General features: G+C 55.3%; 16 protein-coding genes, 2 tRNA genes and 1 pseudogene. 11 read left to right on the plus strand and 8 right to left on the minus strand.

Annotated elements, in window-relative coordinates; translation table 11 throughout:
• From BP727_RS06780 to BP727_RS06790, 3 genes and pseudogenes are all read right to left on the minus strand, one after another.
• Window positions 1-344: pseudogene (locus BP727_RS06780) on the minus strand (hypothetical protein); the annotation flags it as partial.
• A gap of 458 nt (window positions 345-802) precedes the next feature.
• Window positions 803-877 (minus strand) — tRNA-Glu (locus BP727_RS06785).
• Between the two features lie 94 nt (window positions 878-971).
• Window positions 972-1044, minus strand: a tRNA-Gln gene (locus BP727_RS06790).
• Between the two features lie 104 nt (window positions 1045-1148).
• Here BP727_RS06790 and BP727_RS06795 point away from each other — a divergent pair.
• Together BP727_RS06795 and BP727_RS06800 are read left to right on the plus strand one after the other, a co-directional pair.
• The gene (locus BP727_RS06795; RefSeq protein ID WP_286857989.1) at window positions 1149-2147 is read left to right on the plus strand and encodes a DUF128 domain-containing protein; all 999 of its coding nucleotides are present in this window, start codon (window positions 1149-1151) and stop codon (window positions 2145-2147) included.
• 95 nt (window positions 2148-2242) lie between these two features.
• Window positions 2243-2644, plus strand: coding sequence for a 30S ribosomal protein S6e (locus BP727_RS06800; protein WP_013718919.1), 402 nt, complete (start codon window positions 2243-2245; stop codon window positions 2642-2644).
• A gap of 333 nt (window positions 2645-2977) precedes the next feature.
• Here BP727_RS06800 and BP727_RS06805 read toward each other — a convergent pair whose 3' ends face one another.
• Entirely contained in the window at window positions 2978-4144 is a 1167-nt protein-coding gene (locus tag BP727_RS06805; RefSeq protein ID WP_286857992.1) for a geranylgeranyl reductase family protein, read from the minus strand.
• Entirely contained in the window at window positions 4141-6036 is a 1896-nt protein-coding gene (locus BP727_RS06810) for a sodium:solute symporter family protein (protein WP_286857994.1), read from the minus strand. Before BP727_RS06810 ends, BP727_RS06805 begins: the two co-directional genes overlap by 4 nt.
• A gap of 93 nt (window positions 6037-6129) precedes the next feature.
• Between BP727_RS06810 and ilvD the strand changes: the two genes are divergently transcribed.
• From ilvD to cca, 3 genes are read left to right on the plus strand one after another with little or no spacing between them, the layout of a single operon-like run.
• On the plus strand, window positions 6130-7785 hold the full coding sequence (gene ilvD / locus BP727_RS06815; protein WP_273277920.1) for a dihydroxy-acid dehydratase: 1656 nt from the start codon (window positions 6130-6132) through the stop codon (window positions 7783-7785).
• Window positions 7782-8327 carry an RNA 2',3'-cyclic phosphodiesterase gene (gene thpR / locus BP727_RS06820; protein WP_276837098.1) on the plus strand — a complete coding sequence of 182 codons (546 nt, stop codon included), beginning with the start codon at window positions 7782-7784 and terminating at the stop codon, window positions 8325-8327. The genes ilvD and thpR overlap by 4 nt, the downstream gene beginning before the upstream one ends.
• 13 nt (window positions 8328-8340) lie before the next feature.
• A complete protein-coding gene (gene cca / locus BP727_RS06825) occupies window positions 8341-9654 on the plus strand; it encodes a CCA tRNA nucleotidyltransferase (RefSeq protein ID WP_286857998.1) in 1314 nt (437 codons plus the stop codon).
• 24 nt (window positions 9655-9678) lie between these two features.
• On the opposite strand, the gene BP727_RS06830 is transcribed toward cca, so the two are convergent.
• Complete coding sequence (locus BP727_RS06830) at window positions 9679-10698, minus strand: histone deacetylase family protein (protein ID WP_286858000.1); 1020 nt, start codon at window positions 10696-10698, stop codon at window positions 9679-9681.
• Window positions 10699-11370: 672 nt separating this feature from the next.
• On the opposite strand from BP727_RS06830, the gene BP727_RS06835 reads away from it, so the two are divergent.
• From BP727_RS06835 to BP727_RS06845, 3 genes are all read left to right on the plus strand, one after another.
• Complete coding sequence (locus tag BP727_RS06835) at window positions 11371-13467, plus strand: S-layer protein domain-containing protein (protein WP_286858001.1); 2097 nt, start codon at window positions 11371-11373, stop codon at window positions 13465-13467.
• Window positions 13468-13687: 220 nt separating this feature from the next.
• Complete coding sequence (amrS, locus tag BP727_RS06840; RefSeq protein ID WP_273277925.1) at window positions 13688-14707, plus strand: AmmeMemoRadiSam system radical SAM enzyme; 1020 nt, start codon at window positions 13688-13690, stop codon at window positions 14705-14707.
• A 39-nt stretch (window positions 14708-14746) separates the two neighbouring features.
• Window positions 14747-15955 carry a bifunctional 3,4-dihydroxy-2-butanone-4-phosphate synthase/GTP cyclohydrolase II gene (locus BP727_RS06845; RefSeq protein ID WP_286858005.1) on the plus strand — a complete coding sequence of 403 codons (1209 nt, stop codon included), beginning with the start codon at window positions 14747-14749 and terminating at the stop codon, window positions 15953-15955.
• 512 nt (window positions 15956-16467) lie between these two features.
• Here BP727_RS06845 and BP727_RS06850 read toward each other — a convergent pair.
• Window positions 16468-16971 (minus strand): Hsp20/alpha crystallin family protein, encoded by a 504-nt coding sequence (locus BP727_RS06850; RefSeq protein WP_286858007.1) that lies wholly within the window; start codon window positions 16969-16971, stop codon window positions 16468-16470.
• 39 nt (window positions 16972-17010) lie between these two features.
• Window positions 17011-17502, minus strand: a complete 492-nt coding sequence (locus BP727_RS06855; protein ID WP_276986824.1) for a DUF367 family protein — start codon at window positions 17500-17502, stop codon at window positions 17011-17013.
• A 75-nt stretch (window positions 17503-17577) separates the two neighbouring features.
• On the opposite strand from BP727_RS06855, the gene BP727_RS06860 reads away from it, so the two are divergent.
• The 3 genes from BP727_RS06860 to BP727_RS13625 form a co-directional block, all read left to right on the plus strand.
• A complete protein-coding gene (locus BP727_RS06860) occupies window positions 17578-20154 on the plus strand; it encodes a valine--tRNA ligase (protein ID WP_276835978.1) in 2577 nt (858 codons plus the stop codon).
• Complete coding sequence (gene cyaB, locus BP727_RS06865; RefSeq protein ID WP_286858009.1) at window positions 20151-20684, plus strand: class IV adenylate cyclase; 534 nt, start codon at window positions 20151-20153, stop codon at window positions 20682-20684. The genes BP727_RS06860 and cyaB overlap by 4 nt, the downstream gene beginning before the upstream one ends.
• 54 nt (window positions 20685-20738) lie before the next feature.
• Window positions 20739-20902: presenilin family intramembrane aspartyl protease (locus BP727_RS13625; protein ID WP_394339405.1), on the plus strand; the 164-nt coding region annotated here is incomplete at its 3' end.

Consider the following 20902-nt stretch of genomic DNA (forward strand, 5'->3'; position numbering starts at 1 on the left):
CCTGTCTGGTAAGAGACTGGCATGTACTCGAACTCAGCTTCCTTGGTGAAGTTGATGTAGTCCATTGCACAGGTATTGGGATATATGCAGGGCATCTGAAGTCCATCAGCGGTCAACTGTCTCTCAGCTTCAAGCTCAGTCCTCTCGGTGATCACGTTTCCGGATCCGGACTCCTTCTCTACCAGTTTCTGGCCATGGAAGCCAGACTGGGTGGAAATGATCATCTCTACGTTCTTGTATCCAACGCCCTTGACCGATGCCTTTTCGTACATATAGTTAGCTGCACCGGCCATGCCTACTACGGCCATGGCGACTATAATCAAAACAGCTATTAGTTTTCTCATTTCTTTCCCACCTCCTTGATTTACCATCAATGCTTAGGATCTAAGCCGTCCGCAGAGGCCCAAATCCAATGACACCATACGACAACGAGTCCAAATTCCCAGCATAAGACCATGCTCATGCAGAGCAACCTGGATTTCGCTTGGGGTATGGAGTACCTGATCCTCATGCTTCTCGGCTTGTATTTGAGTATTTTGCTCAGGCACGAGCACCCTATACCGCCTTCTGGAATATAAACATATCGGGCTTTTATAGGAAAAAAACGATATCAATTGGTCATATGCCCTTTAAGGATATGACAATATCCTCTCTTTGAGTCAGCGGGATTCTGTTCGAAAATGACGGGCATCTTCACCGGAGAAAAGGCCATTATTGCGCGCCATAGCCCTGATAAGAGGCCCCGTTCCAGGAATCTCGCAGGAGCGGCGCAGGGCCGATCTTGGGGAAGAGTATGGTAAAATGCTCCGGCCGGGATTTGGACCCGAGTCTTCGGCTTGAAAGGCCGAAATGATTGGCCGGGCTACACTACCGGAGCAACTGGTGACGGGCGATATAATCAATCAGCCTGGCCCTCTCCCCATGAGATCGACCAGATATATCTACATTTCTGATGGCTTGGGGATTTTGAGTAGTCCCGGGCGGATTCGAACCGCCGTCGCGGGCTCCAAAGGCCCTCAGGATTGACCTCTACCCCACGGGACTATATCTTTTAGCCTCTACTAGCCGCCAAGGCCATTGCTCTTGGAGGCTTTGGCCCTTGTTCTCCGCATAAGATATATATTCCCTTTCCCGGAGGATCTGGGTAGATGAAGCTGCTCACCAAGAATCATATGAGCCAGCGCAGGCTTATAGAGATCCTCAGGGTGATCGAGGGCGCCGGCATACCAGTGGGAGCGAGGGCGATCTCAGACATCCTTTGCAGCCGTGGCTATGATCTGGGTGAGAGAGCGGTGCGCTACAACCTCAAAATCCTGGATGAGCTGGGATTCACCAGGAAGAAGGGGTACAGTGGTCGGGTTATTACCTCTCTGGGCTCCAGGGAGCTGAGCGATGCGCTCATAGACGACCGAATTGGATTTGTGAATACCAGGATTGAAGAGTATATGTATAAGAGCAACTTCGATCCCTGCAGCGGCCAGGGCCAGGTCATCGCCAATACCAGCATAGTGGATAAGGCAGATGCTGAGGAGGTCTTGGATATGCTCGGTCGCGCCTTCGACCAGGGCTATACGATAAGCCGCCGTGTATTGATCCTGGACGAAGGAGATGCGATTTCTACCCTGGAGGTGCCCGCTGGATCCCTGGGATTGGCTACGGTATGCAGCATAACCATGGATGGAATCCTGATGAAGAAGGGAATTGCGGTCCTCACCAGCTTCGCTGGCCTGGCAAAGATCAAGGAAAAACAGCCAATTGAGTTCACCGACCTCATAGCTTATGCCGGATCCTCCCTGGACCCGGTGAAGGTTTTCATGGGGCGGAAGGTGACGAGCGTTGCCAATGCCATCCGCTTGGGTTCGGGAAGAGTGCTGGCCAATGTTCGGGAAATTCCCGTTGCGGCGGCTGGCCATGCTCTGGAGCTGCTGGAGGCATCCCGATCCGCGGGCTTTGGCGGCCTCATAAAGGTAGGAGGTCCTGCTGAGCCGATACTGGGCTGCCCTGTAGCTGCGGGAAAAATCGGCATAGCCTTTTACGCTGGTGTTAATGGGGCGGTGGCCGCGGAGGAGATGGGGGCGAGAATGAAGACACTGCCCATATCCATGCTCGTGGACTATTCACGGATGACCGATCTGGACAGACCTTGAATGAAGCCCATCATTTAAAGCTAAAAGACAAGATAAGGTTTTATAGGGCATTGATCCCTAGACTCAAAGTCACATTTCATTGATGAGGAAGAACGATGGATTTTAGAGTTGTAGTCTCAGATCCCAAGAGCGGAAAAGCCTATCAGGTAGAGCTTAAGGATCCGGGAGCAGGCAAGCTTCTGGGGAAGCATATCGGCGACAAGATAGAAGGAGATATATTGGGCATGCCAGGATACTCGATGCAGGTCACAGGCGGCAGCGATCGCGAGGGATTTCCCATGCGCGCAGACCTGCCGGGCACCAAGAGAAGGAAGATCCTCCTCTCCACTGGAACTGGCTATCATCCCGTTGCTGAAGGGAAAAAGAAGAGGAAGAGCATCCACGGAAGGGATATCTCTCCTGATGTCGGCCAGATAAATGTCAAGGTAGTGGAGTCGGGGGCCAAATCCCTGGAGGAGCTGCTCGGCAAGGCTCCCAAAGAAGAGAAGGCAGAATAGTCGATAATAAAGGACGGGATCGGCCGTCCTATTGCTTTTTATTATCGATTTGATCCCGATCAGAGCGATCCAGGCTCTGGGATCTGGCCGTCGCGGAGGCAGTCCGATCCTCCTTTGGGCGGTCTGATCGCTCTTATTAATAGATATTATGTTACTTCTCACCATATTATTCGGCTCTTCGCTGAATTATGTGGGTGAGGCCCAGCAGAGAATATGGCCTCTGTTCCTCTGTGTCTCTGTGGTTGGGTCATAACATAGCGGTTCACCACAGAGGCGAAAAGATACAGAGAATTACCGAATCAAGTTCACCCATAGCAAATAGCGAGGAGCCTATTATTCTTTATCGCTCCGATCGCCATCAGCCCAATGGCGCGATCGGAGAGGCGATGGTATCTGCGCGCGCATCACCGATTTCATCTGCTCAGGGCTCAGGGCGGCAAAAAGGGCATTGATGAGCCGGTCGCTCCTCATGGCTACATCCACCATCTTCCTGATCTGCACCGACCTGTCCAGCTCCCGGCCGAACTCCTGGCCAATGCGCGATAGATACTCCTGTAGAGGCGTCCCCGACTGCAGATGATCAATGGCAGACTGGCCGGCGATCCTCCCCGCCACCACGGCAAGGGGTATGCCTCCCCCGCTGGTGGCCAGCACGTGTCCGGCAGCATCCCCCGCCAGGATCATATTGCCCTTCTGGATCGAACCTACAGTTCCGCCCGCGGGAACCAGGCCGCGCATCACCGCCAGCACCTCGCCCGAGGCCAGCTTCTTCGAGGCCTGAGGATGATCCTGCACAAATCGCTGCAGAACGTCGGAAAGCCTCTGGCCGGATAGGTAAGATGCGCGCACCCCCACCCCCACATTGGCTCTATCCGGGCCCAGGGGAATTATCCAGGCATAGCCGCCGGGAGCGTATCTCGCTGAGAAGAACATCTCTGCCGCATCGCTATCGATATCCACATCCGTCATCTCGTACTCTTGGCATATGCCCACCTCCTGGGCGGGATTTCCCATATAGCGGGAGACGGTGGAGCTGGGGCCATCTGCACCTATTATCATCTGAGGCCGGAGCCTCCCAGCATAATGGCCGGAGAGCTCCAGGCCGCCTTCCACCAACGTCGCCCGGGTGGCGGGAAGGATCCTGGCACCGGCGCGAGCGGCTTGGGAGGCAAGATGCCGATCGAAGGCCCGCCGGTCTATAACCCTCCCCGCGACGGCAAACTCTTTGCTCTTGCCCGAAGGAGAATAGATCCGCTGCAACCGGGTACGATGCAATATGCAATGCTCGGGAATCTCCCTTAAGTTATCCGGGAGCCCGGCGCGAGGCAGCAGAGCCTCCAGCTCCCAGGCCTCCGGAAGAAATCCGCCGCACTGGACGGGGCTACCTATCTCGCTCTTCCTATCGATGAGCACTACATCCAGCTCTCGGGCCGCTACAAGGGCAGCGGTGCTCCCCGCAGGCCCCGCACCCACCACTGCCAGCTGTATATCTTCTCTCATGTCCTTGGTGATGCTTGCAAGCCAAGCTCCAGCAAGACCTCTCCTATCTCCAGATAGGCAATGACCAGCTCATCCCTCTGGCGGTCGCCTTCCTCCTGCCTCGGCTCTGAATTGAGCCAGATCTGCCGGGAGGTGCCATGCACCATCTTGATGCAGGCCTGCATATCAGCCTGGCTGAGGCGGTAGGCGACATGGCTCCCGGTGGGAGTGAACCAGACGGGATGCCTCTCTTGAAGCTTCTCTATAAAGGGCTTCCACATCAACAATTGATGCCCTGCCTCTTCATGGGCCAGGGAGTACTCAATGGTCAGTCTGAGATGAATGCGATCTCCTGCCAGCTTCTCTTCGATACCCGATGCTATTTTCAAATAGTCAGGGTTTGTCCTGTCCGCTCGGGGAAGATCGCCCTGGAAGACCCGCTCTGCGATATCGGTAAAGAATGGCGCGAGGCGGATATCCTCCGCCTGCCGGGTGGCCAATGACACCCCCACGAAGAAGAGGGCGCTCAAAGATAAGCCGACCAGGACGCCGTGCTCAACCAGATAGGGGGAGATGCTGTCTAATGGCGCCTTCAGCCAGAACTGCTCATAGGATACGAGAAGGATCTGGGTTCCCCCGCCCGCCACCAGGGCCGCCATAGCCCCCCACTTCGTAGCCCGTTTCCAGTAAAGCCCCCCGATAATAGGAAAGAAGTAAGATGTAGTGCCGATGACCGTGGCGATGATCACCGCATCCATGATGCTGTCCACATTCAGAGCGATGAGTGCGGATATGAAGACCATGATCACAATCAGAATCCTGTTCAGAATCAGCATCTCTTTCACCGTGGCTGTTGGCCAGAGGTGCCGCTGGATCAGGTCTCGGGAGAGGCATGATGCCCCCGAGGTGGCGAATGTATCGGTGCAGGACATAGATGCTGCAGCAAAGCCAATGGTCAGGAGGCCTAAGAGCCATTCAGGAACATTATCGCTTATGATCCTGAGATAGAGCATCTCTGCTTCCACCTCTCCCGAAGGCCGGGGGTAGATCACAGAGAGGCCAATGGCAGCAAGCAGACAGAAAATGTATACCAGGGACAGCAGAGCGGCGCCAAGCAGAAGCCCTCTTTTCGCGGAGCGATCATCGCGAGCTGCCCAGACCTTCTGCCAGGGATCCTGTTCTGCCACCCAGCCGGGCACCAGGGCCACTATGAAGACCATGGCACCCAATATGCCGCCCATGGAGAAGATATCCCACCAGTCGGCGCCCAGCATTGTGGATGCAGCGATGAGGGAGACCCCCTCATTCGCAGACAGGCCTAGAGCCATATAGGCAACATAGGCGGCAAGGCCGGCCAGCAGTATATACTGTATCATGTCCGTCCAGACCACCGCCCGAAAGCCGCCCACACCGACGTAAAGGGCCACAGAGACGGCCATGATGGCAATGGCGAAGATGGGCTCTATGCCGAAGAAGGTCCCCAACACCATTTTAAAGCCGATGAAATCAGTAACCGAGAAGAGTATCATCATAATGGTCACAGCGATGGCCACAGGCGCTCTGATCATGGGGTCGTACCTTATCTCCATGAGCTCGGGCTGGGTCAGAGCAGGTATATTCTTGATCCTTCCCGATATGGCGGCGATGATGGCCAGGCCAGCGATATTCGGGAATACCCAGATCCAGATCGAGCCAATGCCATAGAGGAGGAAAAGCCCTGTGGCCAAGAGCAGCGCGCTGGCCGTGGTCCATGCTGAAGCAGCAGCAAGTCCTATGCTGATTGGTCCCAGCTCTCGTCCCGCCAACCAGAAGTCGGTCTCCGACCTCTGCCTCCGGGAGAAATACAGGCCGATTCCAAGCAAGATCGCTATGTAAATTGCCAGGAATACCAGGAACAATGAATAGGCATCCATGATTTTCAAACACCATCTGGCGGCAAGTATCTGGAGGTATTTAACAGCAACTACTTAAGCGCAAAAGTGGCAGAGGCGAAGGAGGTTTTGGATATGAGAAGCGATGTCACCAAGGTAGGCAGAGAGAGAGCGCCTCATCGGGCTCTTCTCAAAGCTACCGGCCTGTGCGATGAGGAGATTCGTCGTCCCTTCATCGGCGTTGTAAACTCTAGTAACGATTTCATACCCGGCCACATTCATCTCGATCGACTGGGGGAAGCGGTTAAGGCAGGCATCCTCTCTGCCGGTGGAGTTCCATTTGAGTTCCAGACCATAGGGGTCTGCGATGGCATAGCCATGGGCCACAAAGGAATGAGATATTCTCTGCCCAGTCGCGAGCTGATCGAGGACACCATTGAGATCATGGCCGAGTCCCACCAGCTCGACGGCCTGGTGATGATCCCCACCTGCGATAAGATCGTGCCCGGACATATCATGGCCGCGGGGAGGCTGGACCTGCCCACCATCGTGGTCACGGGCGGTCCGATGATGCCCGGCTTTGCCTGCGACAAGGAGCTTGACCTGATCAATGTCTTCGAGGAATGGCAGAAAGGAGGCGAGACCCTGGATGCCCTGGAGGATATGGCATGTCCTGGCGCAGGCTCCTGTGCTGGCCTATTTACCGCCAATACCATGGCCTGCCTCACCGAGGCCATGGGCCTCTCCCTGCCCGGATGCGCTACCGCCCATGCGGTCGATGCGCGAAAGATCCGTCTGGCCAAGCTCTCTGGAATGAAGATCATGGAGCTGGTGGAAAAGGGCATAACCGCCCGCCAGATAGTCACCGCTGCCTCTCTGGATAACGCCATCCGGGTGGACATGGCCATTGGAGGTTCGACGAACACAGTTCTGCACCTGATGGCGATCGCAGCGGAGTTCGGCCTGGACCTGAATATTGAGCGCTTCGATCAGCTCAGCCGCGAGACGCCCCATCTGGTCAACCTCAGGCCGGGCGGGCCTCATCACATCCTCGACCTGGAGAGGGCAGGAGGGATTCCGGCGGTCATGAGCACCCTTCGCTCTCGACTGGCCCTGGATGCACTGACCGTCACCGGCCAGAGGGTGGGCGAGAACCTGGACGCATTCAAATTGATCAACCCCCTCACCAACTCCCGTGTCATAAGCACTATCAATAAACCTGTGCATGCCGAAGGGGGCATCGCCATACTCTTTGGCAGCCTGTCCCCGGAGGGATCCGTGGTCAAGCAGACCGCAGTATCCCCATCCATGCTCGTCCATTCCGGCCCGGCAGTAGTCTATGATAGCGAAGAGGCTTCTATGGCCGGCATAGTAGGAGGAGAGGTAAAGCCAGGAGATGTGGTGGTGATAAGATACGAAGGGCCCAAAGGAGGTCCGGGAATGCGAGAGGCTCTGGCGCCCACCTCTGCCATCGCTGGGGCAGGTATGAGCGAATCCGTCGCCCTGATAACCGATGGCCGGTTCAGCGGAGGCACCAGAGGCCCCTGCATCGGCCATGTCTCTCCTGAGGCAGCAGTAGGCGGCCCCATCGCTTTAGTCCGGCCTGGTGATATGATCAGCATAAATATCCCTGCCCGCAAGCTCGATCTGCTGGTGGACCCCGCGGAGCTGGAGCGGAGGAGAAGCGAATGGAAGATGCCAGATATGCCGGAGAACGCCATAAAGACCGGAGTTCTGGCGCGTTACAGGAAGTCGGTGACCTCGGCCAGCATGGGCAGCGTACTCAGATGACGGGAATCAGGTGCTTCGTAGCGGTGGATCTCCCAGAGGAGATGCGCGAAAAGATCGGACCACTGCAGAGCAAGATAGCCACGGAGGGCTTGCGGCTGGTCCGGCCGGATCTGGTCCATGTCACCATCAAGTTCCTGGGGGATGTGCCCGCGGAAAAAGTGGAGAGGGTCAAAAAGGCTCTGGCTGCGGTCAGGGCGGCCCCCTTCACCGCCCGCTTAGTGGGTTTGGGCGCATTTCCCGGAAGATCGGTGCGCGTGGTCTGGCTGGGCCTGGAAGGGGACTTCTCCCTGCTATCAGCTGAGGTGGAAGCGGCCACAAAATCCCTGGGATTTCCCCCGGAGGAGCGGGGCTTCACCCCCCATGTGACAATAGGAAGGGTGGGCAGGCCCAATGCCGGGACCAGCCGGGAGCTTCTGGCGAAGATCGGCCTGCAGTCTACAGTGGACCTGGGAAGCTTCACTGTAGAGGAATTCTATCTCAAAAAGAGCACACTGACCCCCGGAGGACCCATCTACGAAGACCTGGCAGAGTTCCCTCTCTGAGATTCGAGAACTGGTGCTGAGCCAGGTCCGGCCCAGCCCGAAAGAGAGAGAGAGGCTTCGTCTTATCTCCAGGGAGATCATAGCAAAAATCGAGCGTCTGGCAGAAGAGAGAGGCATGGTCCTCCAGGCCATGCTGGTGGGCTCGGCGGCCAGAGACACCTGGCTGGCCCAGGATCATGATCTGGACATTTTTTTGGGTGTGCCGGAGAATAACGACCTGGGCGAAGCCATGGAACTGGCCAGGCTGGTTGCCCCGGAGCACGAGGAGAGGTACGCCGAGCATCCATATGTCCATGCTCGGGTGGATGGCTTCGAGGTGGATCTGGTTCCCTGCTATCTGGTCGATGATGCCAGCCGGCTGAAGTCCGCGGTGGACAGAACCCCATTTCATACCAGATATATCAAGGGCAAGATCGCCGGCCTGGAGGATGATGTCCTCCTTTTGAAGCAGTTTCTCAAGGGAATAGGGGTCTACGGCTCAGAATTGAAGACGGGCGGCTTTTCCGGCTACCTGGTGGAGCTGCTGGTGATACTCTATCGCTCTTTTCCCGATGTTCTCCGGGCCGCCTCTCACTGGAAGCCCGATACCGTCCTGGACCTGGAGGGAGAGGGAAAGAAGCGGCATGATGAGCCTCTAACGGTGGTGGATCCCGTGGACCCCAACCGGAACGTGGCCGCGGCGCTGACCCTGGACAAGATGCTCCTTTTCAGTGCCGCATCCCGCTCGTTTCTCGACCGGCCCGGCCTGGAGTTCTTCTTCCCCCGCGAAGATGAGCCTCTCTCCGATGAGGAGGCTCAAGCCAGGATGGATGCGCGAGGGACAATGCCCCTCATTCTCCAGTTTCAGGCCCCGGACGTGGTGGAGGATGTTCTCTACCCCCAGATGCGCAAAGCGGAAGAATCCATCAGGGCGCTCTTGACTCGAAAAGGCTTTTTAATACTGCGCAGCGATGTCCTCGCCTATCGCGACAGGGCGGTGATGCTCTTTGAGATGGAGGGCTGGGAGCTCTCAAGAGCATGCCGCCGAACGGGCCCGCCCGTCTGGGAGGCGGAGCATGTGGCCCGCTTCCTGGCCGTCCATCCCAATCCCCTATCAGGACCTTACATCAAGGAGGGCAGAGTGGTGGTGGAAGAATCCCGCAAACACAATTGCGCCCGGGATCTCCTGGCAGCAGAGCTGGAGGGGCTCTCACTGGGAAAGCACCTCTCCGAGGCCATTTGCAGAGGACACAAGATATACGCCGGTCAGGAGATCCTAAAGATCAGGGATCGAGAGTTCAGGATATTCCTGGCCCAATACCTCGATGCCCGGGCCCCCATCTATTGACTGCGGACCAGCTCTTTTCCGAGATCAAAAGCACTTCCAGTAGGCCTTGTGGATGCTCTTTATCTCATCTATCCGCCGGGCGACCTTAGGGTCGAATCCGGAAATATCCGGCACCTCCCCCTGAAAAGCCCTGATCTCGGCCACAATGGCCTCCGCCTGGGCGGAGAGGTTGTAGCCTCCCTCCAGGACGGCTGCCACCCTTCCGTTTGAGCAGATATCCGCAACCTCCTTAACCACTCCGGCGATGGCGGCAAATCCGCTGGCCGTCAGGCCCATCCCCCCCAGAGGATCGTCCTTATGCGGATCCTGGCCTGCCGAGACCAGGACGATATCAGGAGAGAACTCCTGGGCCATGGGCACCAAGAGCTCCCGGTAGGCCATCAGATAGCCCTCGTCCCCGGTTCCCGAGGGCAGGGGCACATTCACCGCAGTCCCCTCTGCGCCGCCCTCCCCGACGTCGTTCATTCTGCCCGTGCCCGGATAGTGGGGGAATTGGTGGGTGGAGAAATACAGCACCGAACGATCAGAGTAGAATATGGCATTGGTCCCATTACCATGGTGAACATCCCAATCCACTATCAAAACCTTCTCGAGATCCCTGGACTGGGCATCCTTTGCCGCTATGGCCACATTATTGAAGACGCAAAAGCCCATGCCGCGATTGGGCATGGCATGGTGGCCGGGCGGCCTGACCAGGGCAAAAGCTCCCCTATGGCCTTCAATCACCGCATCCACGGCAGCAATGGCGCCACCCGCTGCCATGAGGGCGGCATCAAAAGAGTCTTTGGAGAGGATGGTATCGATATCGAGGTGGCCGCCTCCCCGCTCGCATATGGCCTTCACCTGATCTATATAATTCCGCCCGTGTATTGCCTCGACTTGCTCGATCGTCGCGGGTTTCGGCGTGATGCACTCAATATCCAGTCCTTCGGATTCGATTCTATCCAAGATTGCCGTCAGGCGTTCCTTTCTCTCAGGATGTCCATCGGTATCGTGCAATAGATAGATGGGATGATAGACCAGGGCGAACTTCCCTTCACTCATATTTGCATATAATACCGCATCTCGTAAAACGATTTTCCCTTTAAAAATCAAAATTTTTTAATATTTTGGAAGATAATGTATTCAGAAAGAATACGAAGAGTATGATCAGTGTTTCCTCATTCGCATCAACCCGATTGCCTATACGATATACATCGATGCATAAAGGCCCGTTGTAGATGGCAAAAATCCTCTTGTTCGATCCTATCGATCAACTCTCTCCGGGGGTTGCTGCTGCCTCTTTGAGCTGATATCCTCAATCTGCTCCATTTCTCATTTTCTATCTTCTCTCATCCATTGCGGCCTTTCTCGTTTATCCAGATCAAAGAATAAGCTTTTAAACAAGGCAGATAATGCAGGCTTTGAGCCTAGCAAAGCTCTTTGGTCAACCTCTTAGCTCTGTGTGGGAAAGACCAGCACCAAGCTGCTATCATTGACCAAAAAAGATATAATAGGGAAATACTCTATCACTACCCTATAGTCCCTTATGGGATTAGGAGGGTGACGTAGCTATACACATGTCAGAGATGCGCCCGAAAGCAATGGCAATGCAGGAGATACCGTGCGCCATGCCTTTAGCGGGCGGTTTGAGATGTTATTCAGGCAATAGTTTTAAGAATAATCAGACTGTATGCTGCTAAAAGTGATCATGAAGGGTAAATAGGAGGTTAAAAGATGAAGAAATTGGCTGCAATTACATTTACATCGATGGTGCTATTACTGGCAACAGCGATGGCAGTAGGAGCGGCTGACAGTGTCGAGATTCGCGGGAAGGTCGCCACAGGGACCGACACCTGGACCGCGGACGACTTTGCCGGCTTCTACTACGATCTTGATGACGACATCAAGACCGAGGAACTGACAGCAACCGTGACCGAGGGCAATAAGCTCATGGAGCCTGATGGCGTCGTATACACCACCAAGGTCATGGCAGACGACTTCGACTATGAGGCCTGGGGATCCTACAATGTCATCGGCTTTATGGCCGACAAGTACTTTGCAGGATACATAGACACCCCAGATTCGGTTGAAGATGTACTCTTCGAGGAGTCCGACGACGAGAATGTTCTCTCCGATGAGCAGCTTCTCAAGATCCTGATGGACAACGACGATGAGAGAACGGTCACCTCCGGCACACCTCTGGCTATGGAAGAGGGCTATGAGCTGTCCATTGCAGCCATCGATATCGATGGTAACAAGGTCTATCTCGAGCTCTCCAAGGACGGAGCTGTTGTGGACAGCAAGGTCATCTCCCCATCCAAAGATGGCGCCACAATGAAGGACAAGACCTACTACTACAAGAAGGATATCGGCGACTCCAAGGATGTAGTCATCGTCGCTGCTCACTTCAAGAATGCCTTCCGTGGTGCCGAGCAGAACCTGGCAACCATAGATGGACTGTGGCAGCTCTCTGACAACCCAAGGGATGTCTCTGAGAACACCGAGTACGACAAGATGACCATCCAGACGGTCACCGCCGACAGCATCATGATGAACAATGAGGACAACGATATCACCCTCAGCAAGAACAAGGATATCAGCCTCATGCCTGGTGTAGCCATCAGGACTGCTGATGCCGATGAGCTCAGATACTACCTCTACAAGGATATCACCGAGCCAGGGACCTATGAGATCAGGGGCAATGTGGCCACTGATACCTTCACCTGGACTGCCGACAACTTCGCTGGATTCTACTACGATATCGATGACGACATCAAGACCGAAGAACTGGTCGCAACCATATCCGAGGGCAATAAGCTCCTTGAGCCAAGTGGCGTAGTATACACCACCAAGGTCATGGCAGACGACTTCGACTATGAGCCATGGGGATCCTACAACGTCATTGGCTTCATGGCCGAGAAGTACTTTGCCGGATACATAGACACCCCAGATTCGGTTGAAGATGTCCTCTTCGAGGAATCCGACGACGAGAATATCCTCTCAGATGAGCAGCTTCTCCAGATCCTGGTGGACAACGATGATGAGAGAACAGTGACCTCCGGCACACCTCTGGCTCTGGAAGAGGGCTATGAGCTGTCCATTGCAGCCATCGATATCGATGGTAACAAGGTCTACCTCGAGCTCTCCAAGGATGGTGCAGTTGTGGACAGCAAGGTCATCTCCCCATCCAAAGATGGCGCCACAATGAAGGACAAGACCTACTACTACAAGAAGGATATCGGCGACTCCAAGGATGTAGTCATCGTCGCTGCTCACTTCAAGAACGCCTTCCGCGGCGCCGACCAGAACCTGGCAACCATAGATGGACTGTGGCAGCTCTCTGACACCGCCAAGGATGTCTCCGAGAACACCGAGTACGATAAGATGACCATCCAGACGGTCACCACCGACTCCATCACCATGGATATTGAGGATAACGATATCACCCTCAGCAAGAACAAGGATATCAGCCTCATGCCTGGCGTCTCCATCAAGACCGCCGATGCCGATGAGCTCAGATACTACATCTACAAGGAAGCAACCATCGAGGGAGAGGAAGAAGTAGCAGAGGAGGAGACCGCTGTAGTCACTCCTGTCAATGATACTGAGAAGGTTGTAGAAGAGGCTAAGGAAGCCGTCGAGGAAGCCAACAAGACGGTAGAGGAAGCTGAGGAAGTAGTTGAAGAGGCCAAAGAAGAGGTAGCTGAAGCTGAAGCCCATGCTGAGGAAGCTGCAGAGGCAACCGCTAACCAGACACCTGGATTTGGCAGCATCTTCGCCCTGACTGGCCTTCTGGCAGTCGCTTACCTCGTCCTGAGCAGGAGAGACTGAAAGATCAAATAGCTGGAGGAGCTGGGCTTCTCCAGAACTATCTCTTTTTTTTATTTTCATTTAATTCATATCATCACTATTGCGTTTGGTTTTTCTGTGGGGTAAGGCCCTAACCATCTGCCAATAATTTGAGCTCCCCAAAAAAGATGGCCTCGACGGGACGAATAAGTATTACATCTCGTATTCACATATATTGGGGCAGAATAGGTGGTGATTGTCCATGCAGAGCACTCAAGAAGCCCAATTCTGGAGAAGGCCGGATCAGGAGTCGGAGGACGTGAACTGCAGCCTCTGCTATCAGAACTGCCGCATCCGTCCCGGCAAGAGAGGAATATGCGCGGTGCGTGAGAATCAAGGTGGAATGCTAATGACGCTGGTCTATGGAAACCTCATTGCTGCCAATGAGGACCCCATTGAAAAGAAGCCATTCTTTCATTTCCTTCCCGGCAGCCTGGCCTACTCCATAGCCACTGTGGGCTGCAACTTCCGCTGTCTGCACTGCCAGAACGCAGATATCTCCCAGCTTCCTCATGAGACCGGCAAACTGCCGGGCAATTACGTTCCCCCTGAGGATGTGGTAGCGGGGGCAGTCTCCAGGGGTTGCCAGTCCGTTGCCTATACCTATACCGAGCCCACGATCTTCTTTGAGTACGCCTATGATGTGGCCAGATTGGCTCGAGCTTCCAAACTGCGCAATGTCTTTGTAAGCAACGGCTACATTGGCCAGGATGCGGCGGATAAGATCATTCCCCTCCTGGATGGCATCAACATCGACCTGAAAGGAGATGATGAGTTCTACCGCAAGGTGTGCAAGGCAAAGCTCGATCCGGTAAAGAGCAACATCGAGAAGTTCTGGCGGGCAGGGGTCTGGGTGGAGGTCACAACCCTGGTCATCCCAGGCTATAATGATTCAGTTGAGGTGCTGACCGATATGGCAGGGTTCCTGGCCGGGATCAGCCGGGATATGCCCTGGCATGTATCCGCCTTCTACCCCACCTACAAGCTGCTGGATGCACCGCCCACCGGAATAAAATCGATAAAAAGAGCCCTTAACATCGGACGGGAGGCGGGATTGAAGTACGTTTATGCCGGAAACATCATCGGAGAGAGCGAGAGCACCATATGTCCGGATTGCGGCTTCGTCCTAATCGAACGCCGCGGATACAGGGTCATGAAAAACTCGGTGACCGAAGGGCGCTGCCCCAACTGCAAAGCTGCGGTGGCAGGAGTCTGGTCCTGACAAAATCTTAATATCTGACCCGCTCCGACTCTGCTCCATATGCCATTTTGCACTGTAGAGGAGGCGATCTCCGATATCCGCGCCGGTCGCTTCATAATAATATTGGACGACGAGAACCGGGAGAACGAGGGGGACCTGATGATGGCAGCGGAGAATGTGACCCCGGAGGCCATCAATTTCATGGCCCGCTTTGGCCGGGGTCTGATATGCATGCCGATGACCGCCGAGCGCCTTCGCGAGCTGGACATTCCCCTGATGACCAGCCAGAACACCGAGTCCATGGGCACCGCGTTTACCGTTTCGGTGGATGCCAGAATCAATACCACCACCGGCATTTCCGCATTCGACCGGGCGACGACCGTTCATGCCCTGATCGATCCTGTGACCAGACGAAGCGATATTGTCACCCCCGGCCATCTGTTTCCCCTGCAGGCCAAAGAGGGAGGAGTGCTGCGGCGGACGGGGCATACGGAGGCCTGCGTCGACCTGGCCCGGCTGGCAGGGCTCCAGCCCGCTGGGGTGATTGTGGAGATCATGAACGATGACGGAACCATGGCCCGGCTCCCACAGCTCGAGCGCTTCGCCCAGGAGCACGGCCTGAAGATGCTGACCATCGAGAGCCTGATCCGCTACAGGATGCAATATGAGAAGCTCGTATGCAGGATCTCCGAGGTGAATATGCCCACGGAGTACGGCCACTTCACCGCCATTGGCTATGAGTCCGTCCTGGACGGACAATGCCATATCGCTCTGGTAGCAGGAGACCCCACCTGCCCTGATGCCCTGGTCCGGGTCCACTCGGAATGCCTCACTGGCGATGTCTTCTCCTCAAAAAGATGCGACTGCGGCGAGCAGCTCCGCCGGGCTCTGCAGCTCATAAGCAAGAACGGCAATGGCGTCCTTCTCTATATGCGCCAAGAGGGAAGGGGCATAGGTCTCGCCAATAAACTGAGAGCATATGCCCTCCAAGATGGCGGATCGGATACGGTAGAGGCGAATCACCGGCTGGGCTACCCGGCAGACCTCAGGGACTATGGAATCGGCGCTCAGATCCTGGTTGATCTGGGAATAAAGCAGATTCGCCTTCTGACCAACAACCCGCGCAAGGTGATAGGGCTTGAGGGCTACGGCCTGGAGATCGCAGAGCGAGTACCTTTAGAGGTTGAGCCCAATAATGTCAACCGCCGGTACCTGGAGACCAAGAGAGACAAGATGCACCACCTTCTTCTCCAGAATGAGGGGCAGTAAAAAAGAAAGGCTCTTCGCTGAATTATGTGGGTCAGGCACTGCAGTGGTTTTAGTCTCTGTTCCTCTGCGCCTCTGTGGTTGGGTCAGGATCGCGGTTCACCACAGAAGGCGCAAAAGACACAGAGAATTTGTGATTCAAGTCCATCCGTGCTAAATAGCGAGGAGCCTGGTTATACTCGTCGTAGATAGGTTTGATTGGATTACAGATAACGGATTTTAACCACAAAGAGCACAAAGATCACAAAGGCCTCGCAAAGGTTAATCCAGTTCTTGATAGCCCAATAATCATTTGGTGCGGTCTTTGTGTGCTTTGTGGTTTATGGCTCTTCGCTGAATTATGTGGGTCAGGCACGGCAGCGGTCATGGTCTCTGTTCCTCTGCGCCTCTGTGGTTGGGTCAAGATCGCGGTTCACCCCAGATGCAAAAGTATACAGACAATTTGCGATTCAAGTTCACCCATACCACATAGCGAGGAGACAAAAGAAAAATAGCTGATACGGGGTTATCTGTCCTCAATCGATGGCTATTCGCTTGCGATTGAGTACAGAGACCTTGGGCAGGGTAATCTGCAAGACGCCGTTGTTGAGTGTTGCCCTTCCCTCCTCCGTCCTGATGCTGTCCGGCAGGAGGACTCTTCGCTCGAACCGGGTGTAGGTCCTCTCCCGGCGGTGGTAGTCCTGCTCGTTTACCTCAGCCTCACTCTTTCTCTGGGCAGAGACCCGCAGCTCATCCTCCACCACCGAGATATCTATATCCTGCTTTTCCACTCCGGGCATATCCATGGTCACAACCAACGCCTCTTCAGTCTCATGAACATCGGCCAGGGGCCTTATCACCCCTTTCTTCAGGTTCGGGCCCTCTACCTCTTCCATAAGGTCTCCCATACGCTTTTGCATCCGCCCGAGCTCATCGATATACTTGGATCCGAGCGCATCCAGGCCCAGCTCATCCATCAATTTATTCATCCTGAACTGCAGCTTTCGCAATTCTTCTGCCGGAATCAATCCTGCGGTCATCCTCAACACCATAATATTATGGGCCTTTGGCGCTTAAATCTATTCCGACATATATTCATTCTGAATCCTGACCACCTCAGCTGAATCCCTGGCAGCGGCGTACTCACTGAGGGGCTCGCGGTTCAGATCCAGGAAGACATGCCCCCAATTGAACTTGGAGAGGATCAGCTCTGCCTGGCTTTTCTCTCCCAGTATTACCAATCCTGCAGCCAGGGCTTCGACGGTGGAGAGCTTGAAGGGCTTTCCCCAGTTAACCGGGTTGGCAGCCACTAGAAAAGGCAGAGCCCTCTCATGCAGCTTGAACCGGGCGAAGACCTCCTCAGCATGCGCCCAGCTGCAGTCAAGGGCTGCCAGCCCGCGGGCACCTTTATCCTCCGGGGATAGGGCCTTTTCCGAGAACGGGCTGAGGACAATGTACGGCCGGAGCTGGCTTATATGGTGGGTCAGCCGGACAAGATCGAAGCGGGCAAGCTTCTTTCCTGAACACTTCCGGGGGTCGCACTGATTGGCATGATAGATCACAAGTTCCATTCATGGAGGGTACTACCGATAATCCTATTAACATTGTGTTCCTTCCCCTAGCAGCCAATAGCAGGGAGCCATTTGATGAGCGAGCTGTCCAAAGAGTACAACTTCAAGCAGGTAGAAGAGAAATGGGAGCGGAGCTGGGATAGTTCCATTTACTATTTTGACTGGGAGTCGAAGAAGCCCCAATATATAATCGACACACCCCCGCCCTATCCCACGGGAAACTTCCATATCGGCAACGCTCTAAACTGGTGCTACATTGATTTCGCCGCCCGGTACAAGCGCATGCGGGGCTACAATGTGATGTTCCCCCAGGGCTGGGACTGCCACGGCCTGCCCACCGAGGTGAAGGTGGAGCAGCTAAACCATATCACCAAGAACCAGGTTCCCAGGGAGGAGTTCAGACGGCTCTGCGAAAAACTTACTGAGGAGGCAATAGATCGTTTCCATAAGTCCATGGGCCGGCTGGGCCTGTCCATAGATTGGTCCAATGAATATGCCACCATGAAGCCGGAGTATTATGTCAAGACCCAGACTTCATTTGTGCGCATGTACCAGAAAGGCCAGATCTACCGAGAGGACCACCCGGTAAACTGGTGTCCCCGCTGCGGAACGGCCATAGCCCTGGCCGAGGTGGAGTACGACTCCCGCACCTCGACACTGAATTATATGCACTTTTGTGCTGAGGACGGCGAGATAGAGATCGCCACCTCCCGGCCTGAGCTCCTGCCCGCATGTGTGGCGGTGGCGGTTCATCCTGAGGACCAGCGCTATCAGAAATACATCGGCAAGACGGTCAATGTGCCGCTATTCAACTATTCCGTCCCCGTTCTTGCTGATAGGGCGGTGGACTCGAGCTTCGGCTCGGGGTTCGTCATGATCTGCACCTTCGGGGATAAGCAGGATGTCAGATGGTGGATGGAGCATCATCTTCCCCTCCGCCAGGCCATAGACCGCGGCGGCAGGATGATGCCTATTGCTGGCCCTTACTCCGGCCTAACCGTAGAGGAGACGAAAGAGAAGATCACCCAGGATCTGACCGAGCAGGGGATAATCTTCAAGCAAGAGCCTCTGGAGCAGAACGTAGGGCTGTGCTGGCGGTGCAAGACCCCCATTGAGATCCTGTCCGAGCAGCAGTGGTTTGTCCGAATCGATGCCCCGGAGATAAAAAAGATGGCCGAGGAGATAGAATGGATCCCCCCTCACATGCGCGTCCGCCTGGAGAACTGGGCCGACTCCATGGAATGGGACTGGTGCATATCCAGGCAGAGGATCTTTGCCACCCCCATACCCGCCTGGTACTGCCGTCATTGTCATGAGGCACTGGTGGCAGAGGAGAGCTGGCTTCCCCTGGACCCCAACCTGACCCAGCCCCCAAAGAAATGCAAATGCGGCAGCTCGGAATTCATTCCGGAGCAGGATGTTCTGGACACCTGGATGGACAGCTCCATATCCGCCCTAGCCGTCGCCGGCTGGCCGGACAGGACCGATCTGCGTATGCCCACCCAGCTCCGGCCGCAGGGGCACGACATCATTCGCACCTGGGCCTTTTACACCATTCTCAGAACCGGAGCCCTGGAAGGGATCAGGCCCTGGGATGCCATTCTGATCAATGGCATGGCGTTGGGCGAGGACGGCCATAAGATGTCTAAATCCCTGAACAACTTCATCCGCCCGGAGGAGGTATTCGAGAGCAACGGAGCTGATGCCCTCCGCCAGTGGGCGGCTATCGGCGGCAGCCCGGGAAATGACATACCATTCCAGTGGAAGGAGATAACTGCCGCCAGCAGATTCCAGCAGAAGCTCTGGTCCATATTCCGGTTTTCTCTGCCCCTGATCGCCCCGGATGATGCCGCTAAAGGGCAAGTCGACCGCTGGCTCTCTGCAGAGCTGGATCAGCTGATCACTAAGACCACGGAGGCTATGGACAGATTCCAGTTCGATGAGGCCTTGAAGGCCATCCGGGCTTTCGCCTGGGATGTTCTGGCCGACAACTACATCGAGCTGGTCAAGGCCCGGCTGTACGGCCAGGACGGGCTGGAGAAAAGGGCAGCGCAGGACACCCTTTTCACCGCCCTGGAGACTCTTGCCCGACTCATGGCTCCATTCACCCCCTTCCTCTCCGAGGAGATCTACCACACCCTGACTGGCCAGAGCGTTCATGTGCAAAGCTGGCCCGTGGCCCGGGGGCAGCCGATGGATAGGGCTGGCCTGGCGATAAAAGAGGTAGCTTCAACTCTGCGCCGCTATAAGGCGGAGAAGGGAGTGGCCCTCAACTCCCCTCTTCCGGGAATCGTGGTATACTCCGACCTCGACCTGGAGACAGCAGACCTGGCCGGTGTGGCCAACTCCCCGGTGGAGAGCAGAACAGGAAAGCCCTCGCTGGAGATGAAGCCCATAGCGGTCAAACCGCAAATGAAGGTCATCGGCCCTCGATTCAGGGATAGGAGCCAGCGGATCATTATGGCCCTGATGGGCATGGATCCGGCTGATATCGCTCGCCAGAAGGAGGCAGGCTCGATTGCAGTCGATCTGGATGGCGAGATCCTCGAGCTTCCGCCCGAGGCGGCGGAGGTGGAGATCCAGACTCTCTCTGCTGGCGAGGCGGTGGATATACTGAAGACGAAAGAGGCCACGGTGCTGGTCCGAAGATGATCGAGGTGGAGGTCAAAGCCCGGGCCAGGGAGGACACAAAAAAGAGAATAGCCGCCCTGGGCGCCACCCCCATCGGGGTGGAGAATCATCTGGACCTTTATTTCAATTCGCCATTAAGGGACTTCAAGAAGAGCGACGAGGCCCTGCGCATTCGCATTAAGGAGGATGGGGCCCGGCTCACCTACAAGGGGCCCAAGCTCGACCAGCAGACCAAGTCCCGCCGGGAGCTGACGATAAGGATCGACGATCCCACCCAGATGAGGGATATCCTATCCCTTTTGGGTTTTGTTTTATCAGCAGAGGTTCGCAAAAAGAGGACGAAGTATTCCTATCAGGGAATGGTCATCGCTCTGGACGAGGTGGAGGGGCTTGGCACCTTTTTGGAGGTTGAGGCTCAGGCAGAAGCGAACTGGGAGAAGGAAAAGGATCGGGTCCTCTCCGTGTTGAAGCGGCTGGAATTGGAGCACACCATCCGCCGCTCATACATAGAGCTGCTAGAGGAGAAGAGGGCAGATCTAAAGATCGGATGATTATACAATGGAAATGATATCTTGTCCATAAGCTCGAAATTCCACGTGCTGGTCATGCTCTCGTTCCTGGTAGCGGTGCAGTTGATAGCCCTGGCCATAACTCCGGCCATATCCGCCACAGACAATCGGGTATTCGAGGATCCGGCATCGATCTCCAATCCCATAATCTATATGCTGCTCATCCTCATATTCACCGCCATTCTCCTTTTGGCCATAAA

Source organism: Methanosaeta sp. UBA356 (assembly GCF_002496465.1).
In the GTDB taxonomy this organism is placed as follows: domain Archaea; phylum Halobacteriota; class Methanosarcinia; order Methanotrichales; family Methanotrichaceae; genus Methanothrix; species Methanothrix soehngenii.

What these genes read in the sequence shown, in the direction of transcription:
- BP727_RS06855 (WP_276986824.1), bottom strand. Translation starts at nt 17,502, where the DNA reads ATGGAACTTGTGATCTATCATGCCAATCAGTGCGACCCCCGGAAGTGT.
- cyaB (WP_286858009.1), top strand. Translation starts at nt 20,151, where the DNA reads ATGATCGAGGTGGAGGTCAAAGCCCGGGCCAGGGAGGACACAAAAAAG.
- BP727_RS06860 (WP_276835978.1), top strand. Translation starts at nt 17,578, where the DNA reads ATGAGCGAGCTGTCCAAAGAGTACAACTTCAAGCAGGTAGAAGAGAAA.
- BP727_RS06805 (WP_286857992.1), bottom strand. Translation starts at nt 4,144, where the DNA reads ATGAGAGAAGATATACAGCTGGCAGTGGTGGGTGCGGGGCCTGCGGGG.
- BP727_RS06830 (WP_286858000.1), bottom strand. Translation starts at nt 10,698, where the DNA reads ATGAGTGAAGGGAAGTTCGCCCTGGTCTATCATCCCATCTATCTATTG.
- BP727_RS06800 (WP_013718919.1), top strand. Translation starts at nt 2,243, where the DNA reads ATGGATTTTAGAGTTGTAGTCTCAGATCCCAAGAGCGGAAAAGCCTAT.
- ilvD (WP_273277920.1), top strand. Translation starts at nt 6,130, where the DNA reads ATGAGAAGCGATGTCACCAAGGTAGGCAGAGAGAGAGCGCCTCATCGG.
- BP727_RS06795 (WP_286857989.1), top strand. Translation starts at nt 1,149, where the DNA reads ATGAAGCTGCTCACCAAGAATCATATGAGCCAGCGCAGGCTTATAGAG.
- BP727_RS06845 (WP_286858005.1), top strand. Translation starts at nt 14,747, where the DNA reads ATGCCATTTTGCACTGTAGAGGAGGCGATCTCCGATATCCGCGCCGGT.
- thpR (WP_276837098.1), top strand. Translation starts at nt 7,782, where the DNA reads ATGACGGGAATCAGGTGCTTCGTAGCGGTGGATCTCCCAGAGGAGATG.
- amrS (WP_273277925.1), top strand. Translation starts at nt 13,688, where the DNA reads ATGCAGAGCACTCAAGAAGCCCAATTCTGGAGAAGGCCGGATCAGGAG.
- BP727_RS06850 (WP_286858007.1), bottom strand. Translation starts at nt 16,971, where the DNA reads ATGACCGCAGGATTGATTCCGGCAGAAGAATTGCGAAAGCTGCAGTTC.
- BP727_RS06835 (WP_286858001.1), top strand. Translation starts at nt 11,371, where the DNA reads ATGAAGAAATTGGCTGCAATTACATTTACATCGATGGTGCTATTACTG.
- BP727_RS06810 (WP_286857994.1), bottom strand. Translation starts at nt 6,036, where the DNA reads ATGGATGCCTATTCATTGTTCCTGGTATTCCTGGCAATTTACATAGCG.